The sequence below is a fragment of the Cupriavidus sp. DB3 genome (assembly GCF_020418465.1).
GTDB classification, from domain to species: domain Bacteria; phylum Pseudomonadota; class Gammaproteobacteria; order Burkholderiales; family Burkholderiaceae; genus Cupriavidus; species Cupriavidus cauae.
In genome coordinates, this window is record NZ_JAIZPL010000005.1 from 266846 (window position 1) to 283573 (window position 16728).

Below are 16728 nucleotides of genomic sequence, written 5' to 3' on the forward strand. Positions count from 1 at the left end.
GCCACCTCAGCGGCTCAGCGGCCCGGCCACCTCGGCTGCTCAGCGGCCCGGCCACCTCGGCGGCTCAGCGGCTTCGGCCGCCTCGGCCGCCTCAGCGGCCCGAGCAACCACATCGGCCGGGACGCCGCCGCGCTCAGCGCGCGGCGCCCTCCGACAACCGCGCCGCCAGCGCGCGCAGCGCCGGGGCAAGCGTCTCGTGGAAGACCGCCTCGTCGACGCTGCCATACGACGCGCTGCAGCTCAGCATGTGGATGTCCTTTTCGCCGATCGGCCGGAACGGCACCGCGCAGGCGTGGATGGCGGGATGCCAGTCGCGGAACGAGGCCGCGTAACCGCGCTGCTCGGCCTCGGCCACCGCCGCCCGCATCGGCGCCTCCTGCGCCTTCCATTGCTCGGGATAGGCCTGCGCGAATTCGGCCAGCAGCCGTTCCCGCTTCGGCCCGGGCAGCGCCGCCAGATAGGCCCGCCCCATCGAACTCGACACCAGCGACAGCCGCGATCCGACCCCAAGGCCCAGCATCGAGCCGGCGTCGTTACGGATCGACTCCAGATAGATCACCTCCAGCCGCTCGCGCTTGCCGAGCGACACGGACACGCCATGGGTCTGCGCGAACGCCAGCATATGTGGCCGCGCCAGCGCCACCACATCGGAGGCCGACAGATAGGCAAAGCCCAGCGCCAGCACGCCGGCATCCAGCGCGTACTTGCCGAGGCTGTCGTCGTAGCGCAGATACCCCAGTTGCACCAGCGTACCGGCGAGGCGGCTGACGGTCGCCTTCGGCAGCCCGGTGCGGCGCACGAAGTCCTGGTTGCCGAGCATCGACTCGCCGGTGCGAAAGCACCGCAGCAGCTCCAGGCCGCGGGCCAGCGCGGTGACGAAGTTCGGGTCGCTCTCGCGCGCGGCGCGCTCCGACCCGGGCTCGGTGGCCTTGGTGGCCTTGGTGGCCTTGGTGGCCTCCGCGGCCGGAGGGCTCTTTGCGGCCGGGGTGGCTGCGGCGGCCGCATTCCCGGTGCTGGCGGCGGAGGAAAGCACGTCGGAGTTGGCCACGGCGGGCTCCTGGTCGAAAGGCGGTGAACGAAGTCGGGAGGCCCGGGCGGGCTGTTGCCGGCCGGACGCTTTGCGCTATACTAACGCATCGGAACACGGTTCCGCAATGCGGAACCTTAAAACGAGACCGGCAGCGCCCCGCCAGCCGGTCCGCCGCGCCCGATCACTCATTCCGTTTCAAGTCCAATCACGCTGACCCGCGTTCACCGCTCTACCGAAGGAGACCTCGATGGCCGCCAACGCCGAATTCCACTGGGCCGACCCGCTGCTGCTCGATCAGCAACTGACCGCCGACGAGCGCATGGTGCGCGACGCCGCCGCGGCCTACTGCCAGGACAAGCTGATGCCGCGCGTGCTGGAGTCGTTCCGGCATGAAAAGACCGACGCGACCATCTTCCGCGAGATGGGCGAACTCGGCCTGCTCGGCCCGACCATTCCCGAACAGTACGGCGGCCCGGGACTGAACTACGTCAGCTATGGCCTGATCGCGCGCGAGGTCGAGCGTGTCGATTCGGGCTATCGCTCGATGATGAGCGTGCAGTCGTCGCTGGTGATGGTGCCGATCTACGAATTCGGCAGCGAGGCGCAGAAGCAGAAGTACCTGCCCAAGCTGGCCACCGGCGAATGGATCGGCTGCTTCGGCCTGACCGAGCCGAACCACGGCTCCGACCCCGGCTCGATGGTGACGCGCGCGAAGAAGGTCGACGGCGGCTACGAGCTGAGCGGCGCCAAGATGTGGATCACCAACTCGCCGATCGCCGACGTGTTCGTGGTGTGGGCGAAGCTCGCCGACGATCCGCAGAACGGCGGCAAGGAAACCATCCGCGGCTTCATCCTGGAAAAGGGCTGGAAGGGCCTGAGCGCGCCGGCGATCCACGGCAAGGTCGGCCTGCGCACCTCGATCACCGGCGAGATCGTCATGGACCAGGTGTTCGTTCCGGAAGAGAACCTGATGCCGGGCGTCAGCGGCCTGAAGGGTCCGTTCACCTGCCTGAACTCGGCCCGCTACGGCATCGCCTGGGGCGCGCTGGGCGCCGCCGAATTCTGCTGGCATACCGCGCGCCAGTACACGCTGGACCGCAAGCAGTTCGGCCGCCCGCTGGCCGCGACCCAGCTGGTGCAGAAGAAGCTGGCCGACATGCAGACCGAGATCACGCTGGGCCTGCAGGGCTGCCTGCGCCTGGGCCGGATGAAGGACGAGGGCACCGCGGCGGTCGAGATCACCTCGATCATGAAGCGCAATTCGTGCGGCAAGTCGCTCGACATCGCCCGCGTGGCGCGCGACATGCTGGGCGGCAACGGCATCTCGGACGAGTTCGGCGTGATCCGCCATGTGGTCAACCTCGAGGTGGTCAACACCTACGAGGGCACGCATGACATCCACGCGCTGATCCTTGGCCGCGCGCAGACCGGCATCCAGGCCTTCTTCTGAACGGCTCCGGAATGACCCCGGCCGAGCCAGTGCGCACGGCCCAATAAAAAGGCCCGGCTGTCGCCGGGCCAAAGCACACTACCAAGGAGACGACGGGCGAACCCGTCGGTACGACACCGTTGGCGCCGCGCCGGCCCCGCTTGCATCGCGCGGGGCGGCGCGGCGTTTCTCGTTTCTGGTTCTCGCTTCTGTTTATCGCTGCGGTTTCCCGCTGCGTTTATCGTTGCGGTTTCTCGCCGCGATTCTTGCGCTGTTTCTCGTGCAGCCGATGGCTTACTGCTGCTTGTCCGGCTGCGGCGTCATCCGCAGGTACGGGCGCAGCGCCTTGTAGCCCTTCGGGAACTTCTGCTTGATCACCTCTTCGTCCTTCAACGACGGCACGATGACCACGTCCTCGCCCTGCTGCCAGTTGCCCGGCGTCGCCACGCTGTGCTTGTCGGTCAGCTGCAGCGAATCGATGACGCGCAGGATCTCGTTGAAGTTGCGGCCGGTGCTGGCCGGATAGGTAATGATCAGCCGCACCTTCTTGTTCGGATCGATCACGAACAGCGAGCGCACCGTCAGCGTCTCGTTGGCGTTCGGATGAATCATGTCGTAGAGCTCGGACACCTTGCGGTCGGCGTCGGCCAGGATCGGGAAATTGACCTGGCAGCCCTGGGTGTCGTTGATGTCCTCGATCCAGCGCTGATGGGACTCGACCGGGTCGACCGACAGCGCGATCGCCTTGACGTTGCGCCTGGCGAACTCGTCCTTGAGCTTGGCCGTCAGTCCCAGTTCGGTCGTGCAGACCGGGGTGAAGTCCGCCGGATGGGAGAACAGCACGCCCCAGCTGTTGCCCAGCCATTCATGAAAGCGGATGCGGCCTTCGCTGGAATCCTGTTCGAAGTCCGGCGCAATGTCGCCTAGCCTGAGTGCCATGGTTGCCTCCTTGCCTGTCGGTCGTCAGTGGTCTGTCGGATGTTGCTTGCCTCCGGGCCGCCAGCGCCCGGACTCAGACCAGTCTATTCCGATTGCGGTGAGACACAAACAAATATAAAGTCACTACAACATCACGCGAAGTCATTTGCCGAATCGATGGTCGAAGGCTTTGGCGTGACGCCGAAACCCGCCGCCACCTCGCGATCCGGGGACGCGCCGGACGGGCGCGCGACGCCCGACGGCGTGCCGGCCGATAAAAACCGCTCAGGTTTGCATCGCGCTGCGCCGATGTCCTACATGACTTGTAGGACTCGCTGTCTTGAAACCATTGCAGACCGCCGCATATCCTAGGAAATGCTTGGACCGCAGCAAGGCGAAGACACCCTACGAGAGCGAGGAAGGCCAACATGCAACTATCCGAAACAACCGCCCGCAACCAGGAGAAACTGATGAGCGATGTCAAAACCGTCCTGTCCGATGCCGAGGAACTGCTCAAGCAAGCCGCCTCGACCACCGGCGAGAAGGCCGCCGAACTGCGCGAGCGTGGCATGGGCCTGCTGAAGCAAGCCAAGGAAAAAGCGCAGGATCTGCAGGACGCCGTCGTCACCAAGAGCAAGGCCGCGGCCCGCGCCACCGACGACTACGTACACGACCATCCCTGGCGCGCGGTCGGCATCGCCGCCGGCGCCGGTCTGCTGATCGGCCTGTTGCTGAACCGCAAGTAAAGCCAGCCGGTCGGACCGCTGGACCCGCAACCCGCGGGTTCCCGCGCCCGACCGCGACTTGCCGGCCTGCGCGCCGGCGCCCTTCCGGAGCACCCCGTTCGCGGGCGCTCCCGGCGCGCCGATCGCGCAGGCCCCCTCCTGCCGGGTGCCGCAACGCGGCGCATGACGACACTCCAATCAGCGGAACCGCATGACCGACGACACCTCCTCACCCAAGTTACTGGACTCGCTGCGCACGCTGGGCAGCTCGGTGGCGGCGATGGTGCAGACCCGGCTGGAACTGGCCAGCGTCGAACTCTCCGAGGAAAAATCACGGCTGTTGCGCATGGCGCTGCTGGCCCTGGTCGGCCTGGTGTTCTTCGGCCTCGCCCTGTTCGCGCTGACCGGCCTGGTCGTGCTGCTGTTCTGGGACAACTACCGGGTGCAGGCGCTGGGCGCGGTGATCGTGGTCTATCTGCTGCTCGGCGGCGGCTGCCTGCTCGCCGCGCGCAATATCGTTCGCCATTCCCCGCCGATGTTCGAAGCCACGCTGGCCGAAATCGACAAGGACCGGGAGAGCCTGCGCCAATGACCCCGACCCCCGCTCCGACTCCGATTCCGTCCCCTTCCCCGGCCCCGACCGCGGGCGCTGCGCCGGTCCCGGCGCCAACACCATCCGCGGGATCGTCCGCCGACGCCTACGCCGCGCCGTCGGCCACGGCGCTGGACGAAGCCGGCCTGCCGCCGATGCCGCCGACCGGTGTCGGCGCGCGGACCGCGCGCTCCGAACCGCCGGCACGCCGGCGCACGGCCCGCGAAGTCCGCTTGCCGCTGGCGGTCCGCAAGGAGTTGCTGATCACGCGCGCGGCGCTCGAGCGCTACGACTGCGCGCAGTCGCTCGCCGACGTGCGCGCCAGCGTCCGCAACATCGGCCGAATCGGCGCCTGGTTGCCGCGCATGGCGCGGCCGCAGTCGATGTGGAAGCTGCTGGGCCTGGCCAAGGACTATCCGATCGTGGGATCGGCCCTGTCGCTGGCGCTGCCGTTGATGCGCCGCGTGCCGGTGCTGCGCTGGGGCTGGAAGCTGTCCAAGCTGGGTGCCGTCGCCGGCGCCGGCTATTGGGCCTACCGGACCTGGCAGCAGGCGCGCTCGCAGACGCCCGAGGGCAATGTCCCCGCGCCGAGCACCGCCCGCGGCGACGCCGCCGCGCGCACCGATACCGGTTTTCACGATCCGCTGGTACGCTGAGCCGTCGCGCCCGCCGCGGGAAGCCCGATTGCACTGGCATCCGCGCGGCAACCGGGCGCGGGCTCGCCCGCGCATCGCCCATTCATCGCGTGTCTTCGACACCTCGACACCTCGACACTGAGCCGCCATGCACCAGAAGGCCTTCTACATCCTGTTGGCCATCGTCACCATCGCCTTCTTCTGGGTGCTTCAGCCGTTTTTCGGCGCGGTATTCTGGGGCGTGATCCTGGCGATCATCTTCACCCCGCTGAACAATCTGCTGACGCGCAAGATGCGCGGCCGCGCCAACCTGGCCTCGCTGATCACGCTGCTGCTGTGCCTGCTGGTGGTGGTGCTGCCGATGTTCCTGGTCACCGCCTCGCTGCTCAATGAAACCACCGCGGTGGTGCACCAGATCCGCTCCGGCCATATCAATTTCACCGCCTATTTCGAACAGGCCGTGGCGGCGCTGCCGTCGAGCCTGAACTCGGCGCTGACCCGGCTCGAGCTGAACGACGTCGCCTCGATCCAGGAAAAGCTCGCCACCGCGGCCGGACAGATCAGCCAGTACCTCGCCACGCAGGCGCTCAGCATCGGCCAGAACACCTTCCAGTTCGTCATCAGCTTCGGCGTGATGCTGTATCTGCTGTTCTTCCTGCTGCGCGACGGCGCCAAGCTGACCCGGCGCATTCGCCTGGCGCTGCCGCTGAGCGAGGAACACAAGCAGATGCTGCTGCTGAAGTTCACCGGCGTGATCCGCGCGACCATCAAGGGCAATCTCGCCGTGGCCGCGCTGCAGGGCCTGCTCGGCGGCGTGCTGTTCGCGGTGCTCGGCATCCAGGGCGCGGTGCTGTGGGGCGTGGTGATGGCGGTGCTGTCGCTGCTGCCGGCGGTCGGCGCGGGGCTGATCTGGGGACCGGTCGCGATCTATTTCCTGCTGACTGGCGTGCTGTGGAAGGGCATCACGGTGATCGCGTTCGGCGCGCTGGTGATCGGCGCCGTCGACAACGTGCTGCGCCCGATCCTGGTCGGCAAGGACACCAAGATGCCCGACTGGGTGATCCTGATCTCGACGCTGGGCGGCATGGCGCTGTTCGGCATCAACGGCTTTGTGATCGGACCGCTGATCGCGGCGCTGTTCATCGCCAGCTGGGACCTGTTCGTGTCGATGCGCGAGACCGAGTCGAACACGACGACGAAGACCCCGCCCACCCCGCCGACCCAGCCTCCGACGCCGAGCCGCTGAAAGCCTTGCCTTGCCCGGCCGCAACGGTCGGGTCGGGACACCATGCACGGCTCGGAGACACCAGCACGCCCGGGACACCATGCAAAAAGGGCCTGTGACTTGCGCCACAGGCCCTTCTTCAATACTTGGTGGGTCGTGCAGGATTCGAACCTGCGACCAACGGATTAAAAGTCCGCTGCTCTACCGGCTGAGCTAACGACCCGAAAAAACCGAAGCCGCGATTATAGTCATTGCTGACTGATCATGTCAACGGCACTGCCCTTGGCGGCGTCGGCATGGCCGTTCAGACCATCTTCTCCAGCCGCCACATCTGATAGCGGAACGCCAGCACGGCGCCGAGCAGGATGCCGGCCAGCGCGATGAAGGAACCGATCGCCAGCGTCGACACGCCGGACAGGCCCTGTCCGATCGTGCAGCCCAGCGCGGTCACGCCGCCCGCGCCCATCAGGATGCCGCCGACGATATGGTTGGCGACGTCCTCGGCGTTGCCGAAGCCTTCCCAGCGGAAGGTGCGCGAGGCCAGCGCATAGGCCGCCGCGCCGGCGATCACGCCGATCACGCTGACGATGCCGACGGTCAGCACCTTGCTCTTGTCGCTGAACATCATCAGCCAGTCGAGCGTATAGGCGTACGGGGCGACGAAGCTCAGGCTTTCCATGCGGCCGCTGTTGGTGGCGACGAACACCTCTTCCAGCGTATTGGGATCTTCCGGCACGAAGCCGAGATGGCCCGACACGTACCACATCGCCACGATGATCAGGCCGACCGCGATGCCGCCGAGCAGGTTGTCGAACGTGCGGAAGCCCTTGCCGGCCAGCGCCCACAGCGACAGCACGCCGCCGAGCAGCAAGCCCAGCACCAGCTGCAGCGTGCCGCGCGACAGGCCGGTCTGCGCCAGCAGCGACGGCAGGTCCTGCGAGGTCGGCAGCTGCATCGCGACGGCATCGACGGTGTTCACGCGAATGACGCCGAACAGGCCGCGCAGCGTCATATAGGCCGACAGGCCCAGGAACACGAACACCACCAGCGACTTCAGGTTGCCGGCGCCGATCCGCACCAGCGTCTTGCTGCCGCAGCCCGAGGCCAGCACCATGCCGAAGCCGAACAGCAGCCCGCCCACCAGCGCCGACAGCCAGGCCAGCTTGTCGGCCGCGTAGATGGTCCGCGCCGGATCGATCAGACCCGACCACGCCAGCACGCCGGTGCCGATCATGGCGACGCCGATCGCCAGCACCCACATGCGCATGCGAGTCCAGTCGCCCATGTTGACGATGTCGGAGACGGCGCCCATGGTGCAGAAGTGCGTGCGCTGCAGGACTGCCCCGAACAGGAAGGTCAGGGCGAAGGTGCAGACCAGCACGGTGCGCGTCAGCGCGGGGACGTCGATTTCAGGCATGGCGGATTGCCGGTGGCAGGACGGTAAGGGGTAGGCGGAACGGGCGGAACAGGCGGAAAAGCCGGACCGCGGCGAGCAGCATCACGCGGCGTTCTGGTAACGGGTCGGATCGGGCACGCCCGCGGCCTCGAAGCCCGCGCGGCGGATCCGGCAGGAATCGCAGACGCCGCAGGCGCGGCCCTGCTCGTCGGCCTGGTAGCACGATACGGTCATGCCGTAATCGACGCCTAGCCGGACCCCGGCCTGGATGATCTCCGCCTTGGTCATGTCGATGATCGGCGCGTGGACGCGGATGCGCTCGCCCTCGACGCCGGCCTTGGTGGCCAGATTGGCCAGCGCCTCGTAGGCCTGGACGTATTCCGGACGGCAGTCGGGATAGCCCGAATAATCCACCGCATTGGCACCGAAGAACAGGTCGCGGCCGCCGATCGCCTCGGCCCAGCCGAGCGCCAGCGACAGCATGATGGTATTGCGCGCCGGCACGTAGGTCACCGGGATACCGCCGGCCGCGCCGTCGGTCGGCACATCCAGCGCGTCGTCGGTCAGCGCCGAGCCGCCGAAGCGGCGCAGATCGAGGTCGACGATCTCGTGCCGCTTCGCGCCCAGCGCCGCGGCGACGCGCTTGGCGGCCTCGAGCTCCGACGAATGCCGCTGGCCATAGCGCATCGACAGCGCATAGGTCTCGAAGCCCTGGGCATTGGCCATGGCGAGCACGGTGGCGGAGTCCAGACCGCCGGAAAGCAGGACGATTGCGCGTTGGGTCATCTCGGGGCGGCGCGTGCCGGGTAGCGGCGAAGGACCAGCAGGCCTTCGCGGTATATCGGGGAACCCGTTATTTTAGCGCGACCACGAAAAAAGGCCCGCTTGCGCGGGCCTTGGCACCTGGGACGCCGGCGTCGCCGCCGCGAGAATCGCTCGACTTCGGCGCCCGACTTCGGCGCTTTACCTCGGCGCGCCTTGCTGCTTCGGCGTGCCTTACTTCAGCGTCTTCAACCGGTTGCTGGCCGCCTGGGCGCCCTCGGTGCCGGGATACTTGGCGACCACCTGCTCGAGCGTCTTGCGCGCCGCCGCCTTCTGGTTCGATTCCAGCTGGTTGTTGGCGATGGCGATCATCGCGTCGGGCACCTTGGGGTGCGTCGGATTGGCCTGCACCATGTTCTGCAGCACCGTGATCGAGCCGCGGTAGTCGCGCTGGGCATACAGCGAATTGCCCAGCCAGTACTGCGCCAGCGGCAGGTACGGGCTCTGCGGATACTTCTTGATGAAGGCCGAGAAGTTGGCGCCGGCGCCCTTGAAGTCCCCGGTCTGGAACTGCTTGAGCGCGGCGTCGTACTCGGTCTTTTCGCCCGGCTGGGCCAGGCCCTGCTGGCCTTCCACGGTGACCTGCTGCGGCTCGAACTTCTTGAGCCGCGCGTCCAGGTCCGCGTAGTAGTCCTTCTGCTGGCGCTGCAGATTGGCGACCTCGTTCTGCAGCACCTCGTTCTGGCCCCGCAGGCGCGCCACTTCCTGGCGCATCCCTTCGAGCTGGTTCTGGATATCGATCTGGGCCCGGCTGTTCTGGTCGATCCGCTGCGAGGCAGTGGCCTGGAAGCCATTGAACTGCTCTCGCAGCGTGATGATGGCGCGACGCGCCTCGTCATCGTCGAAGACACCGGCCTGTGCCTGGGCGGCCGGCAACAGGCCGGCACAAACTGCGGCGACTAGCCACGACAGAGTAGAGACGCGTGCTTTCATGGATCGACTTTCTTCAGCGCGGGATCAACGGATCGAAACGAATCCAGACGGGGATCAATAAACGATGTCGGCGCGGCGGTTCTCGGCCCACGACGCTTCGTCATGACCCAGCGCCTTGGGCTTTTCCTTGCCCAGGCTCACGGCCTCCATCTGGCTCTCGGGCACGCCCATGGTCGCCAGCGAACGGCGCACCGCCTCGGCACGCTTCTGGCCCAGCGCCAGGTTGTACTCGCTGGTACCGCGCTCGTCGGTGTTGCCCTGGATCAGGATGCGGCGGCTGCGGTTGCCCTGCAGGTACTTGGCGTGCTCGTTCAGCATGCCCTGGTATTCCGGCTTGACGCTGTAGCTGTCGAAGTCGAAATAGACGCTGCGGCGGGCCAGCGGGCTGTTCGGGTCGTTCAGCGGATCGCGCGAGACGTCGACCGGCGCGACGGCGCGCGGATCGGTGGTCGAGGTGCCGCCGGTGCCGGCACCGGCCTTGGCGGAGTCGTCGAGCTTGACGCCCGACGAGCAGGCGCCGAGGGTCAGCAGAACGGTGATGGCGAGAGACTTGGTGATCATGTTGGACATGGTAGGAGGCTCCTGTTTCTGTTATTGCATGAAGGGTCCCCAGGACGGCTCGCGAACCTCGCCGGACTGGAGCGACAAAACCTGCTTGGTACGTCCATCGGTCGACACCGCCGCCAGCACCGCGCGACCGCCGACGCGAGTGGCGTAGAGAATGTACTTGCCGTTCGCGGCGAAGCTGGGCGCCTCGTCGTTGGCCGTGTCGGTCAGCGCGGTGACATCGCCGCTGCCCAGGTCCATCAGCTGCAGCTTGAAGCCGCCGCCGCGGCTAATGTACGCCAGTTGCTTGCCATCCGGCGAAACCCGCGGGCTGACGTTGTAGTTGCCCTTGAAGGTCACGCGCTGGGCCGCGCCCGACTCCTCGCCGGCCGCCGGCATGCGGTAGATCTGCGGCGCGCCGCCGCGGTCGCTGGTGAAATAGATATGGCGGCCGTCCGGCGAATACTGCGGCTCGGTATCGATCGCGCTGCTGCGGCTCAGGCGGCGCAGCCCCGAACCGTCGGCATTGACCTGATAGATCTGCGTATTACCGTCGCGCGACAGCGCCAGCGCCAGATGGCGGCCGTCCGGCGACCATGCCGGGGCGCTGTTGTTGCCCTTCTGGTTCGACACCAGCGTGCGGCGGCCCGTGGCGAGGTCATGCACATAGACCACCGGCTTCTTCGCCTCGAACGAGACATAGGCCACCTTGGCACCGTCCGGCGACCACGACGGCGAGATGATGGGCTCGTTGCTGGTCAGCGCGACGCGCGAATTCTGGCCGTCGGAGTCCGAGATCAGCAGCTGGAAGCGGTTGCCGACGCGCGAGACGTAGGACAGCCGGGTCGCGAACACGCCGCGCTCGCCCAGCAGCTTCTCGTAGATATAGTCGGCGATCTTGTGCGCGGTCACGCGCAGCTGGTCCTGGCCGACGGTAAAGGCCAGGCCGCCCAGGCTGGCGCCCTTGACGGTGTCGTACAGGCGGAAGCGGACCTCGTAGCGGCCGCCGCCGGCCGGCGTGACGCTGCCGGCCACGAAGGCGTCGGCGCCGCGGGTCTTCCAGCCGGCCAGGTCGACGTTGGCGGTTTCCGGGACGGTGGCGCCGGCCACGTCGACGTTGCGGAAGCGCCCGCTGCGCTGCAGGTCGGCGCGGATGATCGCCGTCAGATTGGTCGGCGCCGCGCCTTCATTCTGGAAGTTGGCGACGGCAATCGGGAACTGGCTGGAGCCGACGCCGGAGATTTCGACGTTCAGCTGCGCGTGGGCCGGGCCCATCGTCAGCATCATGGCCAGCGCCATGGTGATCCAGGCGAGTACGGCCGCACGGACGGTGCGCCGGTTGGCGAGGGGGTTGGCTGGGGTGCGTTGGCGGAGGGCCAAAAGCGGTCGCATGCTGCTCCTCTATCTATATCGAGATCGTCAATCGATGCATCGGACGCGTCGGCAACGGCGCGCGGAGCGAGGCGCCGCCGGGCCGCGCCAGGCAACCGTCGATGGTAGCCAGCCGCCCGGCGGCCAGCGATCCCGGTTGCACTATGTTGCAAATCATACGCTTCCCTGCCTCAGTCCTTGGGCCGGAAAGTGATCGTGAAGCTGGACGGCGCCTTGCCGTTGTCGTCGCGCGGCAGCGGGTCGGAACGCTCGACCGCGCGCAGCACGGCGTTGTCCCAGGCCGAATTGCCGCTGGACTTGGACAGGCGGGCCGACAGCAGCGAGCCGTCCGGCGCCAGCGAAACCGACACCACGGCGGTCGGGTTGCCCTGCACGTCCTCGGTAAAGACGATGTTCGGCTTGACCCGGCGGCGCACCTTGTCGGCGTAGCCCGGCGAGGCGCGGCCGCCCGAACCGGCGTTGTCGGAGGTGCCGCCGCCCGAGCCGCTGCCGCCGGCCAGCGCCTTCAGGCGGGCCAGTTCGGCCTGGCGCTGGGCGTTGGCGGCGGCCTCGCGCTTGGCCTTCGCCTCCGCGTCTGCCTTCGCCTTCGCCTTGGCTTCGGCGTCCGCCTTGGCCTTTTTCGCCTGCTCTTCCTTGCGCTCGGCCTGTTCCTTGCGCTTCTGCTCCTCGGCGCGCTGCTGGTCTTCCTTGCGCTGGGCCTCCTTGCGCTGTTCTTCCTTGCGCAGGGCTTCCTTGCGTTGCTCTTCCTTGCGCAGGGCTTCCTTGCGTTGTTCTTCCTTGCGCTGCGCCTCGCGCCGCTCGGCCGCCTCGCGTTCCTCGCGCTCCTGGCGCGCCTTCAGCTCGGCCTGCTTGCGCGCGGCCTCGCGCGCCTCGGCTTCGCGGCGCTTCTGGCGCTCGAGCGCGATGTCGGCGTCCTCCTCGGGCTTGGGCTGCGCCACGGGCGCCGGCGGCGCCGGCGTCGGCCGGGGCTGGGGCGGCGGCGTCGGCTCCGGGGCCGGGGTATCGGGGACTTCCTCCCACAGCTCGGCTTCGACGCCGGCGGGGGTGCTGATCTGCCAGTTGACACCGTAGTACAGCACGATGGCCAGCAGCAGATGCATGAAGAGCGCCAGCAGGAAGGAGCGCAGCGTGCCGCGTTCCTTGACCGGCTGATACGGATAGGAGTCGGCGGTCTTCATGGGAAAGGCTAACGGCAAGGTTCCGGGCGACATCCGGTCGTCATCCAGCGATTACTTGGACTTGACCATCAGGCCGACGCGCTTGACGCCATCGGCCTTCAGTTCGGACATCACGTCGAGCACCGCCTCGTACTTCACCGCACGGGCGGCGGCGATCACCACCGGCTGGTCCGGGTTCTCGTTCTGGCGCTGGTGCACGAAGTCCAGCAGGCCCTTGGTGTCGAGCTTGCGCTCGAACGAGGCGCCCTCCGGGCTCTTGCCGCGCGCGGTCAGCGTGCCGTCCTCGTGCACGGTGACGACGATCGGCGGGGTCTTCTGCTGCGGCGTGGCGTCGGCCACGGTCGGCAGGTCCACCACGGCGGGGCTGACGATCGGCGCCGCCACCATGAAGATGACGAGCAGAACCAGCATCACGTCGATATACGGCACGACGTTGATGTCGGCGCTGGCCCGGCGGCGCGAGCCGCCGCGGCGCTGAATGGCTGCCATGCTGCGCTTCTCCTTGGCCTGGCCTTCAGCGGGTCTGCCGCTGCAGGATGTTGAGGAATTCTTCCATGAAGCTCTCGAAGCGGATCGCCAGCCGGTCGATCTCGGTCGCGTAGCGGTTGTACGCGATCACGGCCGGAATCGCCGCGAACAGGCCGATCGCGGTGGCCACCAGCGCTTCGGCGATGCCGGGCGCGACCGAGGCCAGCGTCGCCTGCTGGACGTTGGACAGGCCGCGGAACGCGTTCATGATGCCCCAGACCGTGCCGAACAGGCCGATGTAGGGGCTGACCGAGCCGACCGAGGCGAGGAACGGCAGGTGGGACTCGAGCACGTCCATCTCGCGCTGGTAGGCGGCGCGCATCGCGCGGCGGGCCGCGTCGAGCAGCGCGCCGGCGTCGTTGCTGCGCTCGCGCGCCTTCAGGTATTCGCCCATGCCGGACTCGAAGATCCGCTCGAGCGCGCCGGTGCTGTGCCGGTTGTTGGCCGCGCTGTGATACAGCGCCTGCAGGTCGCCGCCCGCCCAGAAATCGCGCTCGAAGCCCTCGGTCTGGGTGCGCGCGGCGCGCAGCGCCATGTGCTTGCGGAAAATATAGGTCCAGGAGAACAAGGACATGACGACCAGCAAGGCCATCACGGCCTGCGCCAGGAAGCTGGCGTGCATCACCAGCGTAAGGATCGACATGTCTTGCGTGACGGTCACGGGATTCATCGAGCGGTCTTGATGGTTGCGAGGACGGATGCGGGAATCGGCGCCGGGCGGAAGCTGTCGCGGTCCACGCATCCCACCCGGATCGTGCCCGCGGCCAGCATCAGCGGCCCGCGCCACGCTTCCTGGGCGAATTGGACCGAGGCCGGCCCGACCCGTTCAATACGGGTGCGGATCTCCAGCAGGTCGTCCAGCCGGGCGGGCGCATTGTATTCCACCGCCGTGCTGCGCACGACAAAGACCACGCCCGATTCGTCGGCGAGGGCCTGCTGCTCGATACCGAGCGAGCGCAGCCATTCGGTGCGCGCACGTTCGAAAAACTTGAGGTAGTTGGCGTAGAACACCACCCCGCCGGCGTCGGTGTCTTCCCAGTAGACGCGCAGCGGCCATACGAAATTCGTCATGGCCGCGATTGTAACGGACGCGGGCGCGGCTTCGGTGTCACACGGCGTCCGACAACGCAACGCCGGGCCGTCCTACAGACGGGCGGGTCCCTTCCCGCCCGCCAGGCCCGTCCCCAGCCCCCGTCCCAGGCGGCCTGGCCGGCTTGCGGCGAGCCGGGGCCTCGCGTAAACTCCGGCCAACCATTCCACCTTGCGCGACTGGCGAAGTCAGTGGGTACTACCACGAGGAAGCGCAAGATCTCTGGCGCCAAGCCACCGGAAGCGGTCCGAAGCCAGGGCGCAACGCCCGGCCCCGGCCCCTTGCGATAGCCGCCGCGCCTGCCGCTCGCCTGGGCCAGCGAATGGGAAGCAGGGTGCGCCCTGCGCCGCCAGTCCCGGGCCCCCGCCCAGGCCGGCGACGCGGTTCGCATGCGTCTTCCCCGCGCGCCCTACCGTCGTTCCGTTCCCGTATCCTTCGGTCAATCCGCCGTCATTGCACGGTTTTCACCGATCCTTCTACAGACGAGTTTTCGCCATGTTCGAACGCAGCCGCTACACGATCGACCAGATCGATCCCGAACTCTGGTCCGCCATCCAGCAGGAAAATCAGCGCCAGGAAGACCATATCGAGCTGATCGCCTCCGAGAACTACACCTCGCCGGCCGTGATGGCCGCGCAGGGCTCGCAGCTGACCAACAAGTACGCCGAGGGCTATCCCGGCAAGCGCTACTACGGCGGCTGCGAATACGTCGACGTCGTCGAGCAGCTCGCGATCGACCGAGTCAAGCAGCTGTTCGGCGCCGAGGCCGCCAACGTGCAGCCCAACTCGGGCTCGCAGGCCAACCAGGGCGTGTTCTTCGCCGTGCTCAAGCCGGGCGACACCATCATGGGCATGAGCCTGGCCGAAGGCGGCCACCTGACCCACGGCATGGCGCTGAACATGAGCGGCAAGTGGTTCAACGTGGTCAGCTACGGCCTGAACGCCGACGAGGACATCGACTACGGCGCGCTGGAAAAGCTGGCCCAGGAGAAGAAGCCGAAGCTGATCATCGCCGGCGCGTCGGCCTTCTCGCTGCGCATCGACTTCGAGCGCATCGCCGCCGTAGCCAAGTCGGTCGGCGCCTATTTCATGGTCGACATGGCGCACTACGCCGGCCTGATCGCCGCGGGCGTCTACCCGAACCCGGTGCCGCACGCGGACTTCGTCACCACCACCACGCACAAGAGCCTGCGCGGCCCGCGCGGCGGCGTGATCCTGATGAAGGCCGAGCATGAGAAGGCCATCAACTCGGCGATCTTCCCCGGCATCCAGGGCGGCCCGCTGATGCACGTGATCGCCGGCAAGGCGGTCGCGTTCAAGGAAGCGCTGTCGCCGGAGTTCAAGGCCTATCAGCAGCAGGTCGTCAGGAACGCCCAGGCGCTGGCCGAGACGCTGATCGCGCGCGGCCTGCGCATCGTCTCGGGCCGCACCGAGAGCCACGTGATGCTGGTCGACCTGCGCGCCAAGCAGATCACCGGCAAGGAAGCCGAGAAGATCCTGGGCGACGCGCATATCACGGTCAACAAGAACGCGATCCCCAACGATCCGGAAAAGCCGTTCGTCACCTCGGGCATCCGCCTGGGTTCGCCGGCGATGACCACGCGCGGCTTCAAGGAAGAGGAAGCCCGCCAGGTCGCCAACCTGATCGCCGACGTGCTCGACAACCCGCACGATGCCGACAACATCGCGCGCGTGCGCGAGCAGGTTGCGGCGCTGACCAAGCGCTTCCCGGTCTACGGCTGATCGGCCGTCGCCGCGCGCGGCCGCTTCGGCGGGCGGCGCGCGGCCGCTCAACCTCCGCCTCCAGGTGGTCCGATGAAATGTCCCTTCTGCGGTCACTCCAATACCCAGGTGCTCGACACCCGCATGTCCGAGGAAGGCGATACCGTGCGCCGGCGCCGCCGTTGCGAGGCCTGCGATCGGCGCTTCACCACCTATGAGCGGATCGAGCTGTTCTTCCCCGCCATCGTCAAGAAGAACGGCAGCCGCGTCGATTACGCACGCAGCAAGCTGAAGGATTCGATGCGGCTGGCCCTGCGCAAGCGGCCGGTCTCGGCAGAGGCCATCGACGAGGCGATCGCGCGCATCGAGGAAAAGCTGCTGGCGCTGGGACAGAAGGAAATCCCGAGCAGCCAGGTCGGCGAACTGGTGATGCGCGAGCTGCGCAAGCTCGACAAGATCGCCTATATCCGTTTCGCTTCGGTGTACCGCAGCTTCGAGGACGTGTCGGAGTTCTCCGACGTGCTGGCCGAAGTCAGCTCGACCAACGGCAAGCGCTGAGGCGTTGCT

The 16728-nt window shown here is 67.5% G+C and carries 18 protein-coding genes and 1 tRNA gene; 7 read left to right on the forward strand and 12 right to left on the reverse strand.

Annotated features, from left to right (window positions below; translation table 11 throughout):
• Positions 1-133: 133 nt before the first annotated feature.
• Positions 134-868, reverse strand: coding sequence for an IclR family transcriptional regulator (locus K7G19_RS17590; RefSeq protein WP_149318010.1), 735 nt, complete (start codon positions 866-868; stop codon positions 134-136).
• 409 nt (positions 869-1277) lie between these two features.
• Between K7G19_RS17590 and K7G19_RS17595 the strand changes: the two genes are divergently transcribed.
• A complete protein-coding gene (locus K7G19_RS17595) occupies positions 1278-2480 on the forward strand; it encodes an acyl-CoA dehydrogenase (protein ID WP_053821223.1) in 1203 nt (400 codons plus the stop codon).
• Between the two features lie 273 nt (positions 2481-2753).
• Here K7G19_RS17595 and K7G19_RS17600 read toward each other — a convergent pair whose 3' ends face one another.
• On the reverse strand, positions 2754-3398 hold the full coding sequence (locus tag K7G19_RS17600) for a peroxiredoxin (protein ID WP_149317793.1): 645 nt from the start codon (positions 3396-3398) through the stop codon (positions 2754-2756).
• 407 nt (positions 3399-3805) lie between these two features.
• Here K7G19_RS17600 and K7G19_RS17605 point away from each other — a divergent pair, with 407 nt between their 5' ends.
• The 4 genes from K7G19_RS17605 (at position 3806) to K7G19_RS17620 (ending at position 6575) form a co-directional block, all read left to right on the forward strand.
• On the forward strand, positions 3806-4123 hold the full coding sequence (locus K7G19_RS17605; RefSeq protein ID WP_315904136.1) for a DUF883 family protein: 318 nt from the start codon (positions 3806-3808) through the stop codon (positions 4121-4123).
• Between the two features lie 190 nt (positions 4124-4313).
• Positions 4314-4694 carry a phage holin family protein gene (locus K7G19_RS17610; RefSeq protein WP_149317792.1) on the forward strand — a complete coding sequence of 127 codons (381 nt, stop codon included), beginning with the start codon at positions 4314-4316 and terminating at the stop codon, positions 4692-4694.
• Positions 4691-5350, forward strand: a complete 660-nt coding sequence (locus tag K7G19_RS17615) for a DUF3318 domain-containing protein (RefSeq protein WP_223819782.1) — start codon at positions 4691-4693, stop codon at positions 5348-5350. Before K7G19_RS17610 ends, K7G19_RS17615 begins: the two co-directional genes overlap by 4 nt.
• Positions 5351-5477: 127 nt before the next feature.
• The gene (locus tag K7G19_RS17620; protein ID WP_149317791.1) at positions 5478-6575 is read left to right on the forward strand and encodes an AI-2E family transporter; all 1098 of its coding nucleotides are present in this window, start codon (positions 5478-5480) and stop codon (positions 6573-6575) included.
• Positions 6576-6701: 126 nt separating this feature from the next.
• Here K7G19_RS17620 and K7G19_RS17625 read toward each other — a convergent pair.
• The 10 genes from K7G19_RS17625 to ybgC all read right to left on the reverse strand — a co-directional run bounded on the left by K7G19_RS17625 (position 6702) and on the right by ybgC (position 14420).
• Positions 6702-6777 (reverse strand) — tRNA-Lys (locus K7G19_RS17625).
• An 81-nt stretch (positions 6778-6858) separates the two neighbouring features.
• Entirely contained in the window at positions 6859-7971 is a 1113-nt protein-coding gene (locus K7G19_RS17630; RefSeq protein WP_149317790.1) for a YeeE/YedE family protein, read from the reverse strand.
• An 81-nt stretch (positions 7972-8052) separates the two neighbouring features.
• Positions 8053-8736, reverse strand: a complete 684-nt coding sequence (gene queC, locus K7G19_RS17635; protein WP_149317789.1) for a 7-cyano-7-deazaguanine synthase QueC — start codon at positions 8734-8736, stop codon at positions 8053-8055.
• 210 nt (positions 8737-8946) lie between these two features.
• Positions 8947-9705: a tol-pal system protein YbgF gene (ybgF, locus tag K7G19_RS17640; protein ID WP_149317788.1), complete on the reverse strand. Its 759-nt coding sequence runs from the start codon at positions 9703-9705 to the stop codon at positions 8947-8949.
• A gap of 54 nt (positions 9706-9759) precedes the next feature.
• Positions 9760-10266 carry a peptidoglycan-associated lipoprotein Pal gene (gene pal, locus K7G19_RS17645; RefSeq protein WP_370639578.1) on the reverse strand — a complete coding sequence of 169 codons (507 nt, stop codon included), beginning with the start codon at positions 10264-10266 and terminating at the stop codon, positions 9760-9762.
• A gap of 30 nt (positions 10267-10296) precedes the next feature.
• Positions 10297-11550: a Tol-Pal system beta propeller repeat protein TolB gene (tolB, locus tag K7G19_RS17650; RefSeq protein ID WP_226108345.1), complete on the reverse strand. Its 1254-nt coding sequence runs from the start codon at positions 11548-11550 to the stop codon at positions 10297-10299.
• 263 nt (positions 11551-11813) lie between these two features.
• Complete coding sequence (tolA, locus tag K7G19_RS17655; protein WP_226108346.1) at positions 11814-12821, reverse strand: cell envelope integrity protein TolA; 1008 nt, start codon at positions 12819-12821, stop codon at positions 11814-11816.
• 51 nt (positions 12822-12872) lie between these two features.
• A complete protein-coding gene (tolR, locus tag K7G19_RS17660) occupies positions 12873-13310 on the reverse strand; it encodes a protein TolR (RefSeq protein ID WP_149317785.1) in 438 nt (145 codons plus the stop codon).
• A 25-nt stretch (positions 13311-13335) separates the two neighbouring features.
• Complete coding sequence (gene tolQ / locus K7G19_RS17665) at positions 13336-14019, reverse strand: protein TolQ (RefSeq protein ID WP_023264902.1); 684 nt, start codon at positions 14017-14019, stop codon at positions 13336-13338.
• Positions 14016-14420, reverse strand: a complete 405-nt coding sequence (gene ybgC / locus K7G19_RS17670) for a tol-pal system-associated acyl-CoA thioesterase (protein WP_149317784.1) — start codon at positions 14418-14420, stop codon at positions 14016-14018. Before ybgC ends, tolQ begins: the two co-directional genes overlap by 4 nt.
• Positions 14421-14934: 514 nt before the next feature.
• Here ybgC and glyA point away from each other — a divergent pair.
• On the forward strand, positions 14935-16182 hold the full coding sequence (gene glyA / locus K7G19_RS17675; protein WP_150084233.1) for a serine hydroxymethyltransferase: 1248 nt from the start codon (positions 14935-14937) through the stop codon (positions 16180-16182).
• Positions 16183-16254: 72 nt separating this feature from the next.
• Positions 16255-16719: a transcriptional regulator NrdR gene (nrdR, locus tag K7G19_RS17680; protein ID WP_149317782.1), complete on the forward strand. Its 465-nt coding sequence runs from the start codon at positions 16255-16257 to the stop codon at positions 16717-16719.
• Positions 16720-16728: the final 9 nt, after the last annotated feature.

What these genes read in the sequence shown, in the direction of transcription:
- K7G19_RS17595 (WP_053821223.1), top strand. Translation starts at nt 1,278, where the DNA reads ATGGCCGCCAACGCCGAATTCCACTGGGCCGACCCGCTGCTGCTCGAT.
- K7G19_RS17600 (WP_149317793.1), bottom strand. Translation starts at nt 3,398, where the DNA reads ATGGCACTCAGGCTAGGCGACATTGCGCCGGACTTCGAACAGGATTCC.
- K7G19_RS17605 (WP_315904136.1), top strand. Translation starts at nt 3,806, where the DNA reads ATGCAACTATCCGAAACAACCGCCCGCAACCAGGAGAAACTGATGAGC.
- K7G19_RS17610 (WP_149317792.1), top strand. Translation starts at nt 4,314, where the DNA reads ATGACCGACGACACCTCCTCACCCAAGTTACTGGACTCGCTGCGCACG.
- K7G19_RS17615 (WP_223819782.1), top strand. Translation starts at nt 4,691, where the DNA reads ATGACCCCGACCCCCGCTCCGACTCCGATTCCGTCCCCTTCCCCGGCC.
- K7G19_RS17620 (WP_149317791.1), top strand. Translation starts at nt 5,478, where the DNA reads ATGCACCAGAAGGCCTTCTACATCCTGTTGGCCATCGTCACCATCGCC.
- K7G19_RS17630 (WP_149317790.1), bottom strand. Translation starts at nt 7,971, where the DNA reads ATGCCTGAAATCGACGTCCCCGCGCTGACGCGCACCGTGCTGGTCTGC.
- queC (WP_149317789.1), bottom strand. Translation starts at nt 8,736, where the DNA reads ATGACCCAACGCGCAATCGTCCTGCTTTCCGGCGGTCTGGACTCCGCC.
- ybgF (WP_149317788.1), bottom strand. Translation starts at nt 9,705, where the DNA reads ATGAAAGCACGCGTCTCTACTCTGTCGTGGCTAGTCGCCGCAGTTTGT.
- pal (WP_370639578.1), bottom strand. Translation starts at nt 10,266, where the DNA reads ATGATCACCAAGTCTCTCGCCATCACCGTTCTGCTGACCCTCGGCGCC.
- tolB (WP_226108345.1), bottom strand. Translation starts at nt 11,550, where the DNA reads ATGGCGCTGGCCATGATGCTGACGATGGGCCCGGCCCACGCGCAGCTG.
- tolA (WP_226108346.1), bottom strand. Translation starts at nt 12,821, where the DNA reads ATGAAGACCGCCGACTCCTATCCGTATCAGCCGGTCAAGGAACGCGGC.
- tolR (WP_149317785.1), bottom strand. Translation starts at nt 13,310, where the DNA reads ATGGCAGCCATTCAGCGCCGCGGCGGCTCGCGCCGCCGGGCCAGCGCC.
- tolQ (WP_023264902.1), bottom strand. Translation starts at nt 14,019, where the DNA reads ATGAATCCCGTGACCGTCACGCAAGACATGTCGATCCTTACGCTGGTG.
- ybgC (WP_149317784.1), bottom strand. Translation starts at nt 14,420, where the DNA reads ATGACGAATTTCGTATGGCCGCTGCGCGTCTACTGGGAAGACACCGAC.
- glyA (WP_150084233.1), top strand. Translation starts at nt 14,935, where the DNA reads ATGTTCGAACGCAGCCGCTACACGATCGACCAGATCGATCCCGAACTC.
- nrdR (WP_149317782.1), top strand. Translation starts at nt 16,255, where the DNA reads ATGAAATGTCCCTTCTGCGGTCACTCCAATACCCAGGTGCTCGACACC.